This window comes from Ruminococcus albus AD2013 (assembly GCF_000526775.1).
GTDB lineage: Bacteria > Bacillota > Clostridia > Oscillospirales > Ruminococcaceae > Hominimerdicola > Hominimerdicola alba_A.
The window spans coordinates 229,952-247,273 of sequence record NZ_JAGS01000005.1; the positions used below are offsets into that span (position 1 = coordinate 229,952).

At 38.7% G+C, this 17,322-nt stretch carries 15 protein-coding genes; all 15 read right to left on the reverse strand.

Annotated elements, in window-relative coordinates:
* Positions 1-14: 14 nt before the first annotated feature.
* A complete protein-coding gene (locus tag N773_RS0118525; protein WP_024859119.1) occupies positions 15-911 on the reverse strand; it encodes a sensor histidine kinase in 897 nt (298 codons plus the stop codon).
* A gap of 21 nt (positions 912-932) precedes the next feature.
* Positions 933-1,610 (reverse strand): hypothetical protein, encoded by a 678-nt coding sequence (locus N773_RS0118530; protein WP_024859120.1) that lies wholly within the window; start codon positions 1,608-1,610, stop codon positions 933-935.
* Positions 1,603-2,517, reverse strand: a complete 915-nt coding sequence (locus N773_RS0118535; RefSeq protein ID WP_024859121.1) for an ATP-binding cassette domain-containing protein — start codon at positions 2,515-2,517, stop codon at positions 1,603-1,605. Before N773_RS0118535 ends, N773_RS0118530 begins: the two co-directional genes overlap by 8 nt.
* 80 nt (positions 2,518-2,597) lie before the next feature.
* A complete protein-coding gene (locus N773_RS0118540) occupies positions 2,598-3,287 on the reverse strand; it encodes a response regulator transcription factor (RefSeq protein WP_024859122.1) in 690 nt (229 codons plus the stop codon).
* A 761-nt stretch (positions 3,288-4,048) separates the two neighbouring features.
* Positions 4,049-4,711, reverse strand: a complete 663-nt coding sequence (locus N773_RS0118545) for an ABC transporter ATP-binding protein (RefSeq protein WP_024859123.1) — start codon at positions 4,709-4,711, stop codon at positions 4,049-4,051.
* Between the two features lie 8 nt (positions 4,712-4,719).
* Positions 4,720-7,104 (reverse strand): ABC transporter permease, encoded by a 2,385-nt coding sequence (locus tag N773_RS0118550; RefSeq protein ID WP_024859124.1) that lies wholly within the window; start codon positions 7,102-7,104, stop codon positions 4,720-4,722.
* The gene (locus tag N773_RS0118555; RefSeq protein ID WP_196231690.1) at positions 7,092-8,699 is read right to left on the reverse strand and encodes an ABC transporter ATP-binding protein; all 1,608 of its coding nucleotides are present in this window, start codon (positions 8,697-8,699) and stop codon (positions 7,092-7,094) included. The genes N773_RS0118550 and N773_RS0118555 overlap by 13 nt, the downstream gene beginning before the upstream one ends.
* A gap of 53 nt (positions 8,700-8,752) precedes the next feature.
* Positions 8,753-9,724 carry a S8/S53 family peptidase gene (locus N773_RS0118560; protein ID WP_024859126.1) on the reverse strand — a complete coding sequence of 324 codons (972 nt, stop codon included), beginning with the start codon at positions 9,722-9,724 and terminating at the stop codon, positions 8,753-8,755.
* 64 nt (positions 9,725-9,788) lie between these two features.
* Positions 9,789-10,022, reverse strand: a complete 234-nt coding sequence (locus N773_RS0118565) for a hypothetical protein (RefSeq protein WP_024859127.1) — start codon at positions 10,020-10,022, stop codon at positions 9,789-9,791.
* A gap of 53 nt (positions 10,023-10,075) precedes the next feature.
* Entirely contained in the window at positions 10,076-11,074 is a 999-nt protein-coding gene (locus N773_RS0118570; protein WP_024859128.1) for a radical SAM/SPASM domain-containing protein, read from the reverse strand.
* Positions 11,061-12,350, reverse strand: a complete 1,290-nt coding sequence (locus tag N773_RS0118575) for a radical SAM protein (protein WP_024859129.1) — start codon at positions 12,348-12,350, stop codon at positions 11,061-11,063. The genes N773_RS0118570 and N773_RS0118575 overlap by 14 nt, the downstream gene beginning before the upstream one ends.
* Positions 12,351-13,166: 816 nt before the next feature.
* On the reverse strand, positions 13,167-13,478 hold the full coding sequence (locus N773_RS20750; protein WP_043538446.1) for a type II toxin-antitoxin system RelE/ParE family toxin: 312 nt from the start codon (positions 13,476-13,478) through the stop codon (positions 13,167-13,169).
* Positions 13,475-13,780 (reverse strand): type II toxin-antitoxin system RelB/DinJ family antitoxin, encoded by a 306-nt coding sequence (locus tag N773_RS0118585; RefSeq protein WP_024859130.1) that lies wholly within the window; start codon positions 13,778-13,780, stop codon positions 13,475-13,477. Before N773_RS0118585 ends, N773_RS20750 begins: the two co-directional genes overlap by 4 nt.
* Positions 13,781-14,343: 563 nt before the next feature.
* The gene (locus N773_RS21620) at positions 14,344-15,807 is read right to left on the reverse strand and encodes a BspA family leucine-rich repeat surface protein (protein WP_024859132.1); all 1,464 of its coding nucleotides are present in this window, start codon (positions 15,805-15,807) and stop codon (positions 14,344-14,346) included.
* Positions 15,808-16,564: 757 nt separating this feature from the next.
* Complete coding sequence (locus tag N773_RS0118600; RefSeq protein ID WP_024859133.1) at positions 16,565-16,903, reverse strand: hypothetical protein; 339 nt, start codon at positions 16,901-16,903, stop codon at positions 16,565-16,567.
* Between the last annotated feature and the right edge of the window lie 419 nt (positions 16,904-17,322).

The window sequence follows — 17,322 nt, forward strand, 5'->3', positions numbered from 1 at the left end:
TCCGAGCCAAGTATTCATATCGATATTGTTACAGAAAAGACATCATCATTCAACTCCGCACCTACTGTCCAGCCACGCCTGTCGCAAAGCAGCTTCACAACATACAGCCCCAGTCCGCTGCCGCCTGCTGTCCGCGCGTCCATACGGTAAAACGAATCGAACACTTTATCAATATCGAGCGAGGTGCTGTCCGCAAGAGTATTGGATACGCATAATATCACACGGTCACCGTCTTGTTTCAGCGCAACACCGAAGCTGTCTGCGGTATATTTCTGTGCATTGGACATGAGATTGTTCAGTATCCTTGTCAGGCAATGCACATCAGCCTGTATCACGATACCGTCTGCAATTTCAAAGTCTGTTGAGATATTTCTCTCCGCTATCCATGAATGCTGTTCAAGCACCGCTTCGGTCAGCAGGTTACTGAGGTTGATCTCCTCTATACTCAGCTCCTCACCGCCGTTTTCTATCTTTGTCAGCTCAAAGAATTCATCGGAAAGCTCTTTGAAGTACTGATTTTTCTGTATGGCGATACCGAGATACTCCGCATTTTTATCAGATAGTTGACCGGTTTTCTCAACCATTTGCAGATAGCCGAGGGAAGCCGTCAGCGGCGTGCGGAAGTCGTGGGAAATGCCCGAAATGATTGTTCCAAGCTGCTTTTTGCGTTCCTCGTATTCCACGCCAAGCTGCCGCTGAATGTCGGTATGCTCATTGACCTTTACAGCGAGTTCAACTAAATCCTTATCAAAATCCGTGACCTTGACAGGCTGCCTGTAATCACTGTCTTTCAGCTTTTCAAGCTCCTGCGAGAATCGGCGTAGATTCTTTTTCAGCGAAATATACTTCCACAGCAGAACGCACAAAATAACAAGGAGACACACGCAGACTGTTCCGAGCAGAATTTCCATAGCGTGTACCTCCTTTTAATTTCAGCTGATTGGGTGCGGTTCAAGTTCGATTTTCTTTTTCAGCGTGAAATAGCCGATGAGATAGTAGATCGTACAGGATACGATTGCTGATATGATGACCTTTATCACAAAGCCATCAGTTATGTCACGAATAAGCAGTGTACACTGTCCGAAGCAAAGCAGCGACAGCGGAGAATGAGCCAGTGCTTCCGTGTCAGAGCCATTCACCATAAGCAGCATCACACTAAATACAGGAGCGAATGTACCTATCTTTAGCACCGGGCTGAGAAAGACTATACAAAGAGTTGCCCTGACGCACAGGATACAATAGAGCAAGAGCCGTTCCAATGTCTGCTGACTGCTGTCATTGATAAGGCTTACGATAGCTGATGCGGCAAGAAAAGCTAAGAGCGGCGGCAGTATCACAAGAGTTTTTCCGAGAATGATCTGGTGCGGTCGGAAACCTGCCATGATCTCATACATCTGTATTCTTTCAGAATAGGAATAGGATATCACCATAATGGGAATAAACAAGACAATAAACATCGCCATAAATCCGGGCTGTGTTAAGGTTTCTGCCGGATTCGGGTTAAGCAAAAAGCCTGATACTATTACCACAACAGCGGCTATGAATACGGCGGTCAACGAAACGATCTTTTGCTTCATGATAAACATTTGCGTCTTGATGATATTATTCATTCCTTCCACCTGCCTTTTCGAGATAATAGTCCTCCAAATTCTGACCTTCCTCGTTCAGCTTTGTGATGACAAGCCCGTTATCTGTCAGCGTTTTGGAAATGTGGTGAATGTCACCAAGCCGTTCAAAAATCTGTATCTCCTCGCCGTGAATGACCTTGTAATCGTGAATGGACAGCTTATCCTCCAGTACTGCCGCAGTCTTGTTGATGTCGTCAGTCCGCAGGGCAATATGGTTCCTGCACCTGACAAGCAGTTCCTCACGGCTCAGGTTCTCGATAAGGTTTCCGTGGCTGATGATAGAGAAATCGGTGCAAAGCTCGGACAGCTCCGACAGCAGGTGACTTGAGATCAGAACGGTCACGCCCCACTCCTCTTGCATACGCTTGATAAGCTGACGGACTTCCACAATGCCTTCTGGATCAAGTCCATTCACAGGCTCGTCCAGCACCATGATCTCCGGCTTCGGCAGGAGTGCCATACCGATACCAAGCCGCTGTTTCATGCCGAGCGAGAATTTGTTTGCACGTTTCTTTCCAGTGCTTGCAAGCCCAACAATGTCCAGTATCTCATCAATGCGCCTTTCATCGGGATAGCCCCGCAGATAGCGGATATACTGCAAATTCTCACGGGCTGACATAGAGCCTGCAATGATCGGCTGTTCGATCATAAAGCTCATCCTTGCGCGGGAATTGTCCAGATTCTCAGAACTGCCGAACAGCTCCAGTTCCCCTTTTGTTGGAAAGAACAGCCCTGCCAGTATCTTCATGATCGTAGTCTTGCCTGCACCGTTCGGACCGATCAGACCGCAGATGTGTCCACGTTCTACAGTCAGGCTGAAATCGTGCAGGACTTCCTGCTTTTTGTAGGACTTACAAAGTCCTCTCATGGTTATCACGCTATTTCCCATAGCGCCGCCCCCTTTCGTTTTGTTGATACCATTCTAACAGGCAAAGGTAAAGAAAAGGTTAAGCGAAGGTTCGGAAAAGGTTAAGTTGCAAGACGATAGCCCATACCCCAGACTGTTTCGATATATTCATTGTCTAAATCGAGCATTTTCAGCTTCTGACGGATATTGCTCATATGGACTTTGACAGTATTATCATCGGCGATGTAAGTCTCGCCCCACACGCTTTCAAAAAGGTTTGCTTTCGACCACAGTTTAGAAGGATTTTTCAGCATCTGCTCCATTATTGCAAACTCTTTGCTGGTCAGAGTGAGCGTTTTGCCGCATACGAACGCAGTTCCTGATGTAGTGTCAAGTGAGAGGTTTTTATAGGTCAGCACTTTATTTTCTCCGATTTTATGGGCATTTCCCTCATGCCGCCGCAGAACGGCTTCCGCACGGGCAAGCAGCTCGTCAAGGTCAAAGGGCTTGGTGATATAATCATCAGCTCCCATTCGTATCAGGTCTATTTTTGAGCGTGTTTCACTCTTTGCCGAAACCACAATCACGGGAATATCGGAAAATTCCCGTATCTTCTGCAATACCATATCACCGCTCTGAAACGGTAGCATCAAGTCAAGTATCAGGAGCGACAGGTCACTCTGTTCTCGGGTGATACGGACGGCGTCAAGCCCGTTCAGTGCCGCCAGGGTTTCATAGCCCTGCGAGGACAAATATTCGCATATCAGACGGTTGATCTCTTTATCGTCCTCGGCGATCAGTATCTTTTTCATGGCAAACCTCCCTAATGAATGTGTTAATTGTAATAATTATAGCATAGATCGTAAGAAAGGTCAATCGGCAGAAAAAATAAAGAGCTGTTCTCTGGCTTTAGAACAGCTCTGGTATAGCAAAATCGCCTGTTTATCATACTTTTTGATTATTCGTAAGATGATTGTGTGGGTTCTCCTCCTAAACCTTTTCTTTCTCCTAAATTTTATACAAAAATAGGAGAAAGGATTTTTGTATGAGAAAAAATAGGAAGAACATCTGCTCCCCGAAGCACATTTCCTGAAATTGGGAGTGTGCTTTTACGTTTTTGAAGGGAATCATGCAGTTGGAATACTCATGGTTAATGTGTCACGCGTGACACAAAGATGAGCTATCCTCTATAGCATAATAATGCCTTCTGCTGAAATTATAAAATTTCAAAGTTTTGTACCCATGAAATTCAAAGTCATGCGCTATAGAGAACTAAAGTTTAGATTATTATATCCATATTATAACCTGTTATGATGAATACCAGAAAAGGAATCGATGAAATGAAGGCTGCTTGCGAAGCAGTCGGATGCACTTTTACTCCTGCATGATCCAACAAAGTTGACCTCGCGTTATGCGGGGTCTTTTCTTCTATACGGAAAAAAGAGTGAAGTATTAGAAAGAAAAAGATATTATCACCTTTTAATTGTATCATAGGCAATTTCGCGGAGATAATAAAGAGTTTTTAAAGTGCTTGCCTCATTGCTGTCTCTTCAATTTTTGCTTCTCATGGAGTTTAAACGATCTTACCATCTTCAATAGTAACAATTCTGTCAGCGAATTGAGCGATATCAGGATCGTGTGTTATCATTACAAGAGTATGACCATACTCTTTAACTCCATGAGTTAGCAATTCTATTACATCTGAGCTAATGGCGGTATCCAGATTTCCTGTTGGCTCATCTGCAAGAACTATCTTGGGCTTATTGGCAAGAGCTCTTGCTATGGCAACTCTCTGCTGTTGTCCGCCGGAAAGTTGATTAGGAAAGGATTTTTCCTTGCCTTCAAGTCCAAGCTCTTTTATTACATTCGCTATGTATTTCTTATCCACATTTCCGCCGCCTATATTTACCGGGAAAGTGATATTCTCATAAACATTGAGTACCGGTATGAGATTGTAAGCCTGGAAAACAAATCCTATCTTTCTGCATCTGAGATCTGACATCAAAGTATCATCAGCATTTTGGTAATTGAAACCCTCCATGATAACATCACCCGAATCATATCCGTCAAGACCCCCGATGACATTAAGCAGAGTGCTTTTTCCCGAACCGCTTTTTCCAAGTATAACAACGAACTCTCCTTCTTCGATTTCTAGGTTAATATCCTTTAATGCGTGAAAGGAGTTATCGCCTGTTTTATAGTATTTGTTTACGTTTTTTAATGAAATAATACCCATGATCATCACTACCTTTCATATATCATTTCTACTATCGAATCTTTTGTACTGCCCTTGATATTGAAATATGCAAACAGTTCTATCGCACCTATGAATATCAGATTTACGAGCAGATATGCAAGTATCGAAATTTTTATCTTATCAAACAGTACAAAGGAAATATACACGTTTACTATAAGAGAAAGTGGTATACTTATAAGAACTGCTATTAGTGAAAGCACAAGGTTCTCATAGCAGGCTACTGTCCACAGATCTTTCAGTTTCAGACCCATAGCTCGCATAACGCCATATTCCGACCTTCTGCTTGTCATATTCTCCTTGATAGTATTGCTTATTATCATAAAACTGAGCACTATTGTCGCAATAACTATATATCCTGATATGATAATCATACCGATAAGCTGTGATTCAGATTCTGCACGTCCGTCGTGAAGATCGGTAACATATACATCAGAAGCTGAAAATGTCATAGCTGAAAGCTCGGTCATTGAACGATCCGTTTTGACAAGGAATGCACAGTAGCCTTTGTTTTCCATATTATTGCTTTCTGCCAGCTTTTCATTTATTATCAGAGTATTACTGTTGTGGTACAGCGCATAATTCAGCTGGCTGGCAGCAGCAAACCAGTGATCTGGCTTCACAGAGAACTTATTATCAGTATCCCGTGAATATATCTCTACCTCTTTAAACTCTTTCTCTGATATCAATACGGAAAATGGCTTTGAACCGTCATAAGTGATGCCATTGATTTTCGAGAACTGCATCCAGAGTTCATCGTCATACAGCATCACCTGAAGATTATCGTCTTCGTCCTGTTGTTTTGCCTTGTCCCATGTGTAATCAACAAAGCATTTCTCTGTATATACCTTTTCTACCTTATCCGTAGAACACAGTTGCTCCAGATCGGCTTCGGTGAAGCAGTTATTTTCACTTTTAAGATCGGTGATATTTGTCTGTATTGAATAATCACTGAAATCGGCTGCGGTCTTGACAGAATTGAAACCTATTACCGCAAATACATTACTTATCACCAGGCATAGCAGAAAGCTAACAGTTAGTGTAACAGTCTGTATGGCGCTCTTTGCAAAGTTCCTTCTAAGATTGCGTAAAGCAAGACCAAAAAGATAATTTTTTGAAGAAAACATTTTTGTCTTTTCTGTGAGCATCTTTTTGGTGGCATTGAATGTCCTTATATTTACAGGATTGGTCTTCCTGATTTTAAGTATAAGTTTAAGGCAGGCAATAAATGCCGAAACAAGGGTAAGCAGATAGGTAATCAGATAGGTGGATACTTTCTGTTCTACTTTCATGCTTGCGGCTGTATTTATCAGTGCAGACATTATCTTCTCGGCCACAGCAAGATTAAGCAGTGCACCTGATGCCATACCTATGATCGTTCCTGCCGATACAATCAGGAACTGCTCAGAGAGAATGAACCGTATGAGCTGCCTGTTGTTTAGACCGATACAGCGCATAGTACCGAAAACACTTATCTTGCGGGCAAAGCTGAGAGTGATCGTGTTATAGACGAATATAGTCAGGCAGACTGCGATTATAAGCGAAAGTAGAAATATACCCAGTGATACCGCCCTGAATGAACCCTCTTCATCGTAATTCGCAGTCTTTTCTTCATTTCGGATAAGCTGTTCGTAGTTGAAATATCTTCTATCTTCGGGGGTCCCATCAACTACGATATCGCTTATAGCATTAACAGCAATGACTTGCTTGTCTTCATTGAGGTTTCCTTCCTCTGCTTCGACTGTTATTGAATTGGATTTGCTGCATGGCAGACCGTTTTCGCTGTAGATATCTGCGGCTGTTTTTAGATCGGTAAAGAAGAAATTTCCCGTATCCATAGTGTCTTTTATTATTCCGCACACGTTGAAAGTTCTGCTGACTTTTAACTGTTTCTCATTGGTCTGATCTGTCATTATAAAATCAAGGGTAAGGTCATCGCCTATTTTTAGTTCAGGATTGGATATAGTGTAGCTTTCCTCAACGCATATCTCGTTTTCGGCTGAAGGGTATTCACCGCTTATAAGCGAAGTTTTCTTGAAGTAATCCAGATCACCTTCGTATCCCATAATGACTGATGCTTTCGAGAGGTCATAGTCCATATCGCCAACGTAAATGGTAGATAGGTATCTGTCAGGCTTATCTTTTCCCATATTACTGAACTTATCATTTATAGCTGTAAGTTCATCATAACTAAGATCCACCACGTAGAAATCCTGCGGTGCTCCCGAACTAATGAAAGACCTGTATGAAATAATATAGCTTGCGCTGATCTGTATCATACTGAACATCAGCATTGTCGATACAACGATACCTATTATTGCGCTTATACTATACTTTTTATTTCTCAGGATATATCTGTATACTATTTTAAACATCTGGGTTCTCCCTGCTTTATTTTATGATCGTTTATGTTATAAATTATCGACTTATCCATAATGAAATTGCTGCTGTGCGTAACAATTATAACTATCTTGTCGCTGACTACCTCAGAGAGGTTCTCTCTGATATTGCGCTCTGTTATTCCGTCAAGCCCGGCAGTTATCTCATCTATGATAAGGACTGGAAGGTTTTTATAAAGTGCTCGTACAAGGCACAGTCTGCTTTTCTGACCGCCTGAGAAACTGTCGCCCTTTTCCGAGACAATAGTATCGAATTTATCGGGCAGTTCTTCAATATCGTCTAGGATATTGCATATCCTGCAAAGATACCTTATGCGTTCTAAGTCTATCTCTTGATCAAGAACGATATTGTTAAGAATCGTATCATTGAACAGTACACTTTCCTGCATCACAACGGAAACAAGGTCGGAAATGTTCTTTGTGCCTATCTCTTGAAGGTTTGAATCGTTGTATTTTATCGTACCTTTGTAATTTCTCAACTGACCTGATATAAGCTGTAAAAGCGTAGACTTTCCAACACCGCTTTGACCACATATGTAGTAAATGTGTCCCTTTTTGAACTTTGCCTTTGCATCATGGAATATCATTTCTGTATCATATGAGAATGAAAGCTTTGATACCTTTATCTCATAAATACTATCGATAATTTTCTCCTGGGTAGTGTCTTTTCTTTCAAGGATAGTTGATATTTTATTGATAGTATCATATTTTGAAGCAAAGTTAGATGGTATAGAGATAAGACCGATTATCGGTGATGAAAGTGAGGAAGCGTACTGGTTGAATGAGATAAGGGCTCCAACAGTAAGGGTACCCAGGATGACCTTGTAACCGCCCCACAATAGTATTATACCACCAACTACGTTCATCGTCAATGAGATGAACGACTGTATCATGCTCGAAAACATAGTCTGTGACTTGGTGACTTTATACTCATTGTCCAGAGCTTTTTCATATCGTTTCTTCGCAAAACTTCCTGCACCTAGCAAGGATATCTTCTTCATATTCAGCACTATCTCGTTGATAGCGGAGTGCAGAGCTATATAACTGTTGCGTGACTCTTTACCCTTTAACTCTTCGATGCCCTGTGTCTTCAGACGTACAATTATCAGCATCGACTGCAATATTACAGATACCAGAGCAAGATCTGGCTGTAATTTTATCACGATTATCGTTGAGGAAACTGCGCTTATTATATTTCTTACAAAGTTGATGGATTCTTTATAAGCCAGGCTTATGTATGAAGATGCATCCCGTTCGAGCAGGGATACATATTCTCCCGACTTGTCAGCAAAAAAGGAATTATCGATGCAGTAGTCAAGTATTTTGGTTTTTAGTCCCTTAGACATTTTGTAGTTAAGGAACATATCGAATCTCATCTGCATTATATTGAATATCTCCGTCAAGGCATTCGCTGCCAGCAGCAGCATAACAGAGAAAAATAGCACTTTCAGATCCTTGTTCTTTAATCCTTTATCAAATATAAGTATATTGATGAGAGGTGCAAGATAAAGTATAATGGAAGAAATGAGCGTCAGGAAAAGTGATACAAAATAATACTTTTTAAATTTCATAAAAAACGAAATCATCGTTTTTATATGATATTTTTTAAAAAAAGGAACTTTCTTCATTTATGAATCTTCTCCCCTATATATGCACAAAAACTGCCGATAGTCGCAAAATCGGTATATCTCATATCCTCGGGTGTTGCAGATATTCTGAACTTATTCAGCATAAATGTGATGAACTTATAAAGTTCGCAGCTGCCCAGTTCACAAAGTTCAAAGGTGGGTGAGATCTCACCGAAACAGCTTATATCTGTAGGACATTCGCTGATATAACCGTACAGTTCATCCAGAATTTCCTGGCTAAATTCGCAGGATAGAGCATTTTCTCTTATCTGACGTATAATATTATCTTCTTCCGAAAGAGCGCTTTTCTTGATCCACTCCTCTATTTTATCACAGCTGTTGTCATTTTCATCTGCAAAGGCATTTATGATGGCAGAAGCAAATTTCGGTACAGCCTTGCTCGTCCCGCCGAATAGACACGGACCGATATTCCCACAATTGATAAACTCAGCTTCGGCATCGCCTGAGATATGCTTTGTTCCCATATCATTAACGCAAAAATATGGCTTTTCTGTAAACGCACCCTGGCTTATACCATATACACAGTCAAAAGAAAACGGATAGCATAAACCCTCCGAGGGTCTGTTTGAATCAGCCGCTATTATCGTAACACCAGATAATGCTAGCCTTTTGCAGATATCTTTAGTCTGCTCATAGCGTTCCTTGTTAGCCAGTGTTACTGACATTATGATGATGTCCACATCGTTATTCTTCAAAATGTCTTCTAGCGCATTAAATGCTGCAAGGCCACTGCCTTGGTGTTCTTTTGTGAAAATATTATACAGATATATCTTCTCTATCAGATCGGAATTAATGTATTTCAAAAGTATATTTATCACCATCGCACTGTGGGTCGCTTTGGTATCACGCCCAAAGTAGTCTTTAATAACAATTTTGTTCCTGATACTTTCAGGAATGGCATCTATATTCAAAGCAGTATCAATGACTGCAAGATTAAATTTCATCATATTTTTATCCTCTAGAACACAAAAAGCAGGGCGTATGGTCACGCCCTGTTTTTCGTTATGCTTTTTACCAGTAAATGCATGTCTTAGGAGTCTTGTCACGATAGCAGTAAAGGTCGCCATTAGCTGTTATATCTTTATACTCATCAATATCAAATCCCCAGTACTCACGATCACCTTTTATCTGCTCTTCGATATTAGCGCGAGCGGAACCACGGTACTCATTGCAGTCATCATAGCAACTCTGTGCCTGAGCATCAAACTCATTTACAAAAGCATCTGTGATCTTTTCGATTTTCATGTTGTCACTTCCTTTCCTATACTATTTTATTAAATCAGGCAGTTTAACCTGATCTAAGCATTATTCTTTACCCGAATACCATGCATGATATGCTCTAATTTGCATATCATAGGTGAAGCAGTCAGGTAGTCGCCCGTAAGCGATTTGTTGGTATACTTGCATCTCATTGAAAGGCAGGTATATTCATTTCTACAACCATCACAGGTGGTATTTCTCCTATCGTAATAGACCATATATTTATCTAATAATATGTTATCTATGCCACTGAACACAGAACCTATGATATGTTCTGCATCATTTACCATACAAGAGCAAGGATATATATTTCCGTCTGCTGCGATATTGAAGTTCGTCACACCTCCGTCACAGAGCCCTTTTTTCAATTTTTGTTTTATATCACTGTAGAATGAGAATTCCGTTGTATCGTTCTCATCAAGTGCTGTATATATCATTATCAGCTGTTCCTGAAGGGTATCAAACAGTTCATCAGTCCAGCGATTGTCATAAAGATCGATCATTCCAACAATGGTCTTAACATTCATGCTTGCGATACTTGTTACGCTTTCATACAATCTTTCCACTGTATCAGGGGTAACAGTCATCCTTATCCTTACATCGATTTTTTCTTCCATTAACGCCTCAAGTGCGCCTATCGCATAAACATAGGAACCGGTACCGTCATGCTTTTTTCTATTGATGTCATGCACTTTCTCCGTACCGTCAATGCTGAGAGATACGTATACATTGTTCTTTTTCAGCACATCTATAACACGGTCATTCATTACTGTACCATTGGTAGTCAGCGAATAGCCAAATCTTCCGAATTTGCCGCACTTGACCATTATTTTTTCAATGCCGTCCAGAGCTAACAGAGGCTCTCCGCCATGAAAATTTATCATGTTTGACTTTCCACGCTCCATATGTTCCTGTATGAAAGAGATAGTCTTTTCTATTACTTCATCATCCATCGCTATGTTACGCTTTATTCCCTCATAACAATAGGAGCAGCAAAGGTTGCATTTTTCAGTTATCCAGATATTAAACGCGCTCATAATCTCTCCAGTACAAATCGAAATAGTTGCTGTATTCAGCACAGCGCCTTTCGATATCTCCACTGACCATCATCTTTTTTATCTCGGCTGCACAGCTAAAACACATAAGCTGTTTTTCACAATTCGAGCAATGCGGTACATTTTCGGGCAGATATCTTGAGAAATTATAATATCCCTCCGATGTAAGATATTTTCTTGATGAAATAAACTCTTCGGGGTCTTCAATATCAAGGATATTGAACAGCTTGTATTCATCATCCATAAACATCGGGCAGGGGAAAACATCGCCCTTCTGGTCAATCTGGAATTCTGTAACAGCACCCTGACAGGCAAATATCTGGGGCTGGTAGTTGTAAAGCTTATTTGAAACAAAATTATCCTCGACACGATTCCAGTTTATGCAGCTTGTATCGTTTTCTCTATCTACCTTCACCTGATCATAAAGTTCTCTGCCTCTGCCGACAGGTTCAAATGCTCTGATGACGGGAAAAACATCAAGTGACTTGCAAAGTTCTCTGAATTGTGTAGTATTATCCATATTATCAGATGTTCTTATCATGGAAAGACTTATCCTATTTGTATATTTACGAAGGTACTTCACGGCATTTATAACTTTGTCAAATACGCCCTTTCCTCTGATTGCTTCACAAGATATTTCATCATATCCATCAAGACTAAGGTTAAAGTTATCGTATTTTTCTGTAAGATACTTAGCTGTTTCGTCGTCCTTTATCAATGTGCCGTTTGTCATGATTGATAAAGATCCGTCATATACCGAGCGTATCTTTTCAGTGATCTCAAAAAAATCCTCTCGAAACATAGGCTCACCGCCTGATACTGTTACATCATCGGGATCAAATAGCATCATACGGTCTATAATTGTAAAAATGCCATCAGTTGAAAGTTCTTTGCCTCTGAGTTCATCTCCTGCTGACATGCAACAATGTCTGCATCGAAGGTTACATTTATTTGTTATATCAAGAGAGACTTTGCTTTTTCTTAAAGTGAGCAGTTCTTTTTCATTGTGCTTCCACATCTTCAAAGCATCAAGTCTTTCAGATATTTTGACGATCAATTCTCTTGAGTTACTGTCTTCAACGCAGACATAAAGCTGTTCAAATATCATATTTTCAGCTTCTGCGTGCTTGTATATGTTGACTATCTCATCACTAAGAAACAGACAATTGCCGGTTCTGATATTAGCAACAAGACTCTTGCTGTTTTTGGAAAAAATCTTTGTATACTCTGAAAATTCGACTTTTGCTTTGTTAAGCATATAATCATTTGCCTCCTTGAAAATGAGTTTTTTGTTTAATTATATCTGCCAGACAAGTGGTTGCTGTTGTCTGCCGTATTCAATGATTCCTCGGTTGAATTTTTCTATATTCAAGTCATCGATGTCAAGAATGTCGTAATAATTTATTGGATTAAGCAAAATTACTTATCCATGAAGTTCATTTAATCCGATTTAGCAGCGAAATAATATGTAGTATTTAATGTAGTTGCAAGAAGAAAATTAAGTTGTATACTACACTTACTCTAAGTATAGAATAATACCTTCATTACTCTTTGGACAGTTAGTATATAAATAGCGAATCGAATAATTAATAGAAATTAATACGCCGTTAAGCTAGTATTAATCACTGTTTTTAATTATAGAATATAATCAATAAAACGGACATTATGTCGTGTCGGTATAGTTATTATATACTATTGAGCCTGATTTGTCAATAGTTTTGAGGGGCTTATTTTCGAATTGTATAGTTTGCAATCAATCAAAATAAATCTGAGAGAACATTCATTACTTATGCACAATGTGGTTAAATTAATCAATAAGTATATACTATAATATTATTACAAATCTTCAATAATTAACAATAGATGATTTCATTATTTTAAATGCATGCAAATAATATTTGTAAACGATTAACGTACTTGACTAAAATTATTAATACAATTTTTTTGATAGCGACAATACCAAAGCAGTGGCTATGACTACTGAAAAATGTTTCTCCACTTTTATTTTCTCCCCTTGAAAATAATAAAGGAGCACCGACTTTTATATCGATGCTCCAGTATGACATATATAATATTACTTCTGATTTGGAATATCCATGCCACCATAAAACACTCGGTTTATAGTCACGACCTGTCTATCCTCGTTTGGCGTATACAGGACAACATAATTGTCTATGGGCATTATATGCATTCCGTTCGAACGCCAAGGTTCAACTTCATACGTCCTGAACTTAAATGGCATTTCGTCAAGGCTGTTGATACACACTTCAAGTTTGCTCAGTAAGTCAGCAGCTATTCCAGGCTCTTTGAGATGGTAAGCAATATATTCGTAGATATTATCCATATCGTGTAAAGCCGTTTCTGTGATCACTATACTATAACTCATAAGCCGTGTTTTTTTCTAATCTGTGAAAAGGCATCCTTGCTGTCGATAACACGTCCTTCGACCATATCCTCATAGCCCTTGTTTATCTCATCATCCAGTTCTTCCTTTGTTAGCTTGCTCATATTAACGATCTGTGGGGGCAGCTTAACATCAAATGGAAGTCCTCTATGAAGGATTATCTGTTTATAAAACATTGTTATTGCGCTGGATGCCGGTATGCCAAGTTCTTCAAGAATGGATTCTGCCTGATTCTTTACATCAGGCTCTATCCGTACATAAAGATTAGCAGTCTTAGTTGCCATAGATATCACTCCTGTCTTTGTGTATCATATTGATCTTCTTTTCTATATTATAAGACACTGTGCGTACAAAAGCAATACAATAAATGCAAGTTTACAAATAATTCACAAAGAAGGAGTGTGAAACACGATATTATCGTCCAGATATGCCGCGCCGATCATAACAAACAGCAAAACCGCCAGTATAACATCGTTTATATAGTTAGTTTTTTAGTGATGAGAAATATGGATGACCAGAGTGATGTGCCGAAGGATAATGAAAGTGGTGCTGTTTTGAATGAGAAAAGGACGGATGATTGAAAAATAGAGGATAACTGTCTAAATAAAAGAAAGATAAAAAGAAGAAATGCAAGGTCAATAGCTTTCACTGTGTTTTTTTGATAATTAAAATATTAGCAAAAGGTGTCTAAAAGGATAATTTGAAGGATGGACGCTTGATGTATTGTAATTGTATCTCTAAAGCCACCCCCACGGATGTCTAAAGAAGTATAATAAACTCCATAGACCAAATTAGGTTAACTAAAATAGTCTATGGAGTAAACTGAACTAAATTAGAACAGCGGAGCCTATTTTATGGTAACGGTCACAGCATTTTTGATGGCATTTGCTGTGTCCCATTTTCCGTCAACTCTGGCAGCGATAGCGAATTTATAAGTCTTGCCCGGAGTAAGATTTTTGGGAGAAGTATAGACTGTATCGGTGATGTTCTGTGTCTGTATCCTCCACTTTCCTGCCAGATATACGGCTATACCATATCTGTCAGCCCCTTCGACCTTATCCCATGTGAATCTTACCTGATGAGATTTTGTACTGTATTCAACTTTGATATTTGTGGGGTAGGTGGGCTTTGCTTCTGAATCGATAGGCAAACGCTTGTAGGTATTCCTACCACTGTTATCGATAACTGCATATTCACCGTCACCGCTGACAACAGTAGTGGGGTCTTTAACGTTTACCCAGCCTTCACCGTTGGGGAGTTTCATATATTTTATTATGTATTTGAATTTTTCACCGAACGTAATAGTATTAAGGCTGGAACAATAATTAAATATAAGATCACTTCCATAATTATAGCTGAGTTTTTTTGTGCTAAATCCACTCAGATCAAGTGTTGTCAGCTTGGAACAGCATTCAAACATACCATACATACATGTAACATTACTTGTATCAAATCCACTTACATCCAGTGATCTTAGGTTAGAACAGTTATAGAACATACCCCACATATCTTTAACAGAACTTGTATCGAATCCACTTACATCAATTGAAAGCGCGTTACCACAGCCAGAAAACATATCACACATAGATACAACATTTCTTGTATCAAAATTGCTGACATCAATTGAGGTTAAGCTTGTACAGTTGCGGAACATATCATACATAAACGTAACCTTACTAGTATCAAAGCTGTTCAGATCAACACTTGTAAGTTCTGAACAGTTACTGAACATTTCTCTCATATCTGTAACATTGCTTGTGTTAAAACTGCTGACATCAAGAGTCTTTAGGCTTTTACATTCTAAAAACATACCGCTCATGTCAGTAACATTACTTGTATCAAATCCGCTCAGATCAAGCGAAGTCAGATTGGCACAGCGCTTGAACATAGTCTTCATATCAGTTACATTGCTTGTATCAAATCCACTTAGATTTATGCTTTTCAAATTGTAACACTGACAAAACATACTGCTCATATCTTTAACATTGCTAGTATCTGCGTTTGAAAGGTCGATATAAGTACATGCATAATATCCCTCAAACAAATTTTGGCTGTATTCCGGTAAAACGGTTCCCTTTTCAGCTACGATAGATGTTACAAGTGATCTGTTTAAACCTCTCAGCCATTGTTCTGTTACCTCGCCCCTGAGAGTAAGCTCACCTGTTTCCATATTAATTGAATAACAATTACCCTCTTTCACAACAGGCTGCTGTACGGTGATGGCCTGTGCGATAATGGGCATACCGTAGTTTACTGCACCTGTCACCATACAGAGTGACATTACTGCTGCCAATAGTTTTTTTATCTTCATAAAAGTGACCTCCCATATTAAATACATTAATATATTTAACCATCGAGATTATTGTATCATTATTATTTATATTTGTCAATAATATATTTGTTTTTCGTAGAATCATCTATACCACCATTCATCTTTCAATTATCTGTGTGTTGTCGATGTTATCCTCTTCTGGCTTTTTACTGAGTGTTTGATTTTATCGGTTGAATTCAAAAGAGCGATAAAAGAAGTATACGTAAGAACTTTTTTGATACAAACAAAATAATCAACAAAGCTGTCTAAAATAATACTATACGGAATTTTTATATTAGTGTTGTCAGAAAGTGCTGCAGGGCTGTTTTTTCTTTTGAAACTTCTTTTTTATGTTCATTCCCCAGGGTGAAAGAGAAAGTTGGTATCAGGGCGATCTTCTTTTTGATTTTCTTTTTATGTAGAATTGTTTTTATCTATTATGGATTGTTTCGTAATATACAGGAAAAATAGTAGTGGTTGATTTTTATTCTGCATGATTTCTTTTTCACGTTCTATTTATTATGAGGGAATGGAAGTTCGGAGAGATGTGATGAGGATGTACGGTTCTTCAGTATATAAAAAATACCTCTTCTGTAAAATTTAGAAAAGGTATTTATATTTTATGGAATGGAAGCTTAAAAGAAAAATGGCGGTCATAACAACCGCCAATTTTCCTGAAAACGATTTTGGTTTTAGCATGTAGCAATCCCACTACGAGTATAAGTATATCACAAAAAGTAAATGATGTCAACAGGATCTATACATTTATTTCGTAAATTTCAATCGGATCATTCTGTTTTTGCAGGTAGTTAAGTATTTTGTCAGCTGACATGAGAACGATCCTTTCATTTTCTCCTTTTTCAAATTTTCCGTATAAGGAATCATCCTTGGTTTCAAAATCTATGAATGGGTCATTTTCATCATCAATGATAAAGTCATAGTTGACTATAAATTCTACATTATATTGGGGGTACTTTCTTAACCAAACAGCGTAAATTTCTTCTTTGCCAAACTCTGCGATATCATTCTTGATTTCTTCTATGAGTTCCTTACTATCGAAACTAAATCTTCCATTAAGTTTTCCTTTCAATGTCATTTGAATTCTCCCCTTTCTGACATAAAGTATAGCATACATAAAAATTCAAGTCAAGCAATTTTTCAGTATGGTATCATTCTTGTTTTTGACAAAGCTTCTTTTTTGAGGGAAAGAATGTTTTAGTATTAGAGAAATGTATTCGTGGTTGGTTGATTTTGAAGTATGACGGAAAAATGTAATGAAGGTAGGATGAAACGATAGGATTTTTTACTGTCTAATTTTTAGACACCTTACAAGAGAGCAGAGCTGCATCTATGTTTTATATTTTCTTTGTCCGGTGGGTGTATTTTCGTTTTAATATTCTTTCATGAGGTCGATTTTTCTCTTGAAAAAAAGTTGGTCCCCCCTGATTTTTTGTTTTTATTCAAGTCTTGAATAATTTAAGGAAAAAAAGGAAGAAAAAACGAATGAAAAAATCC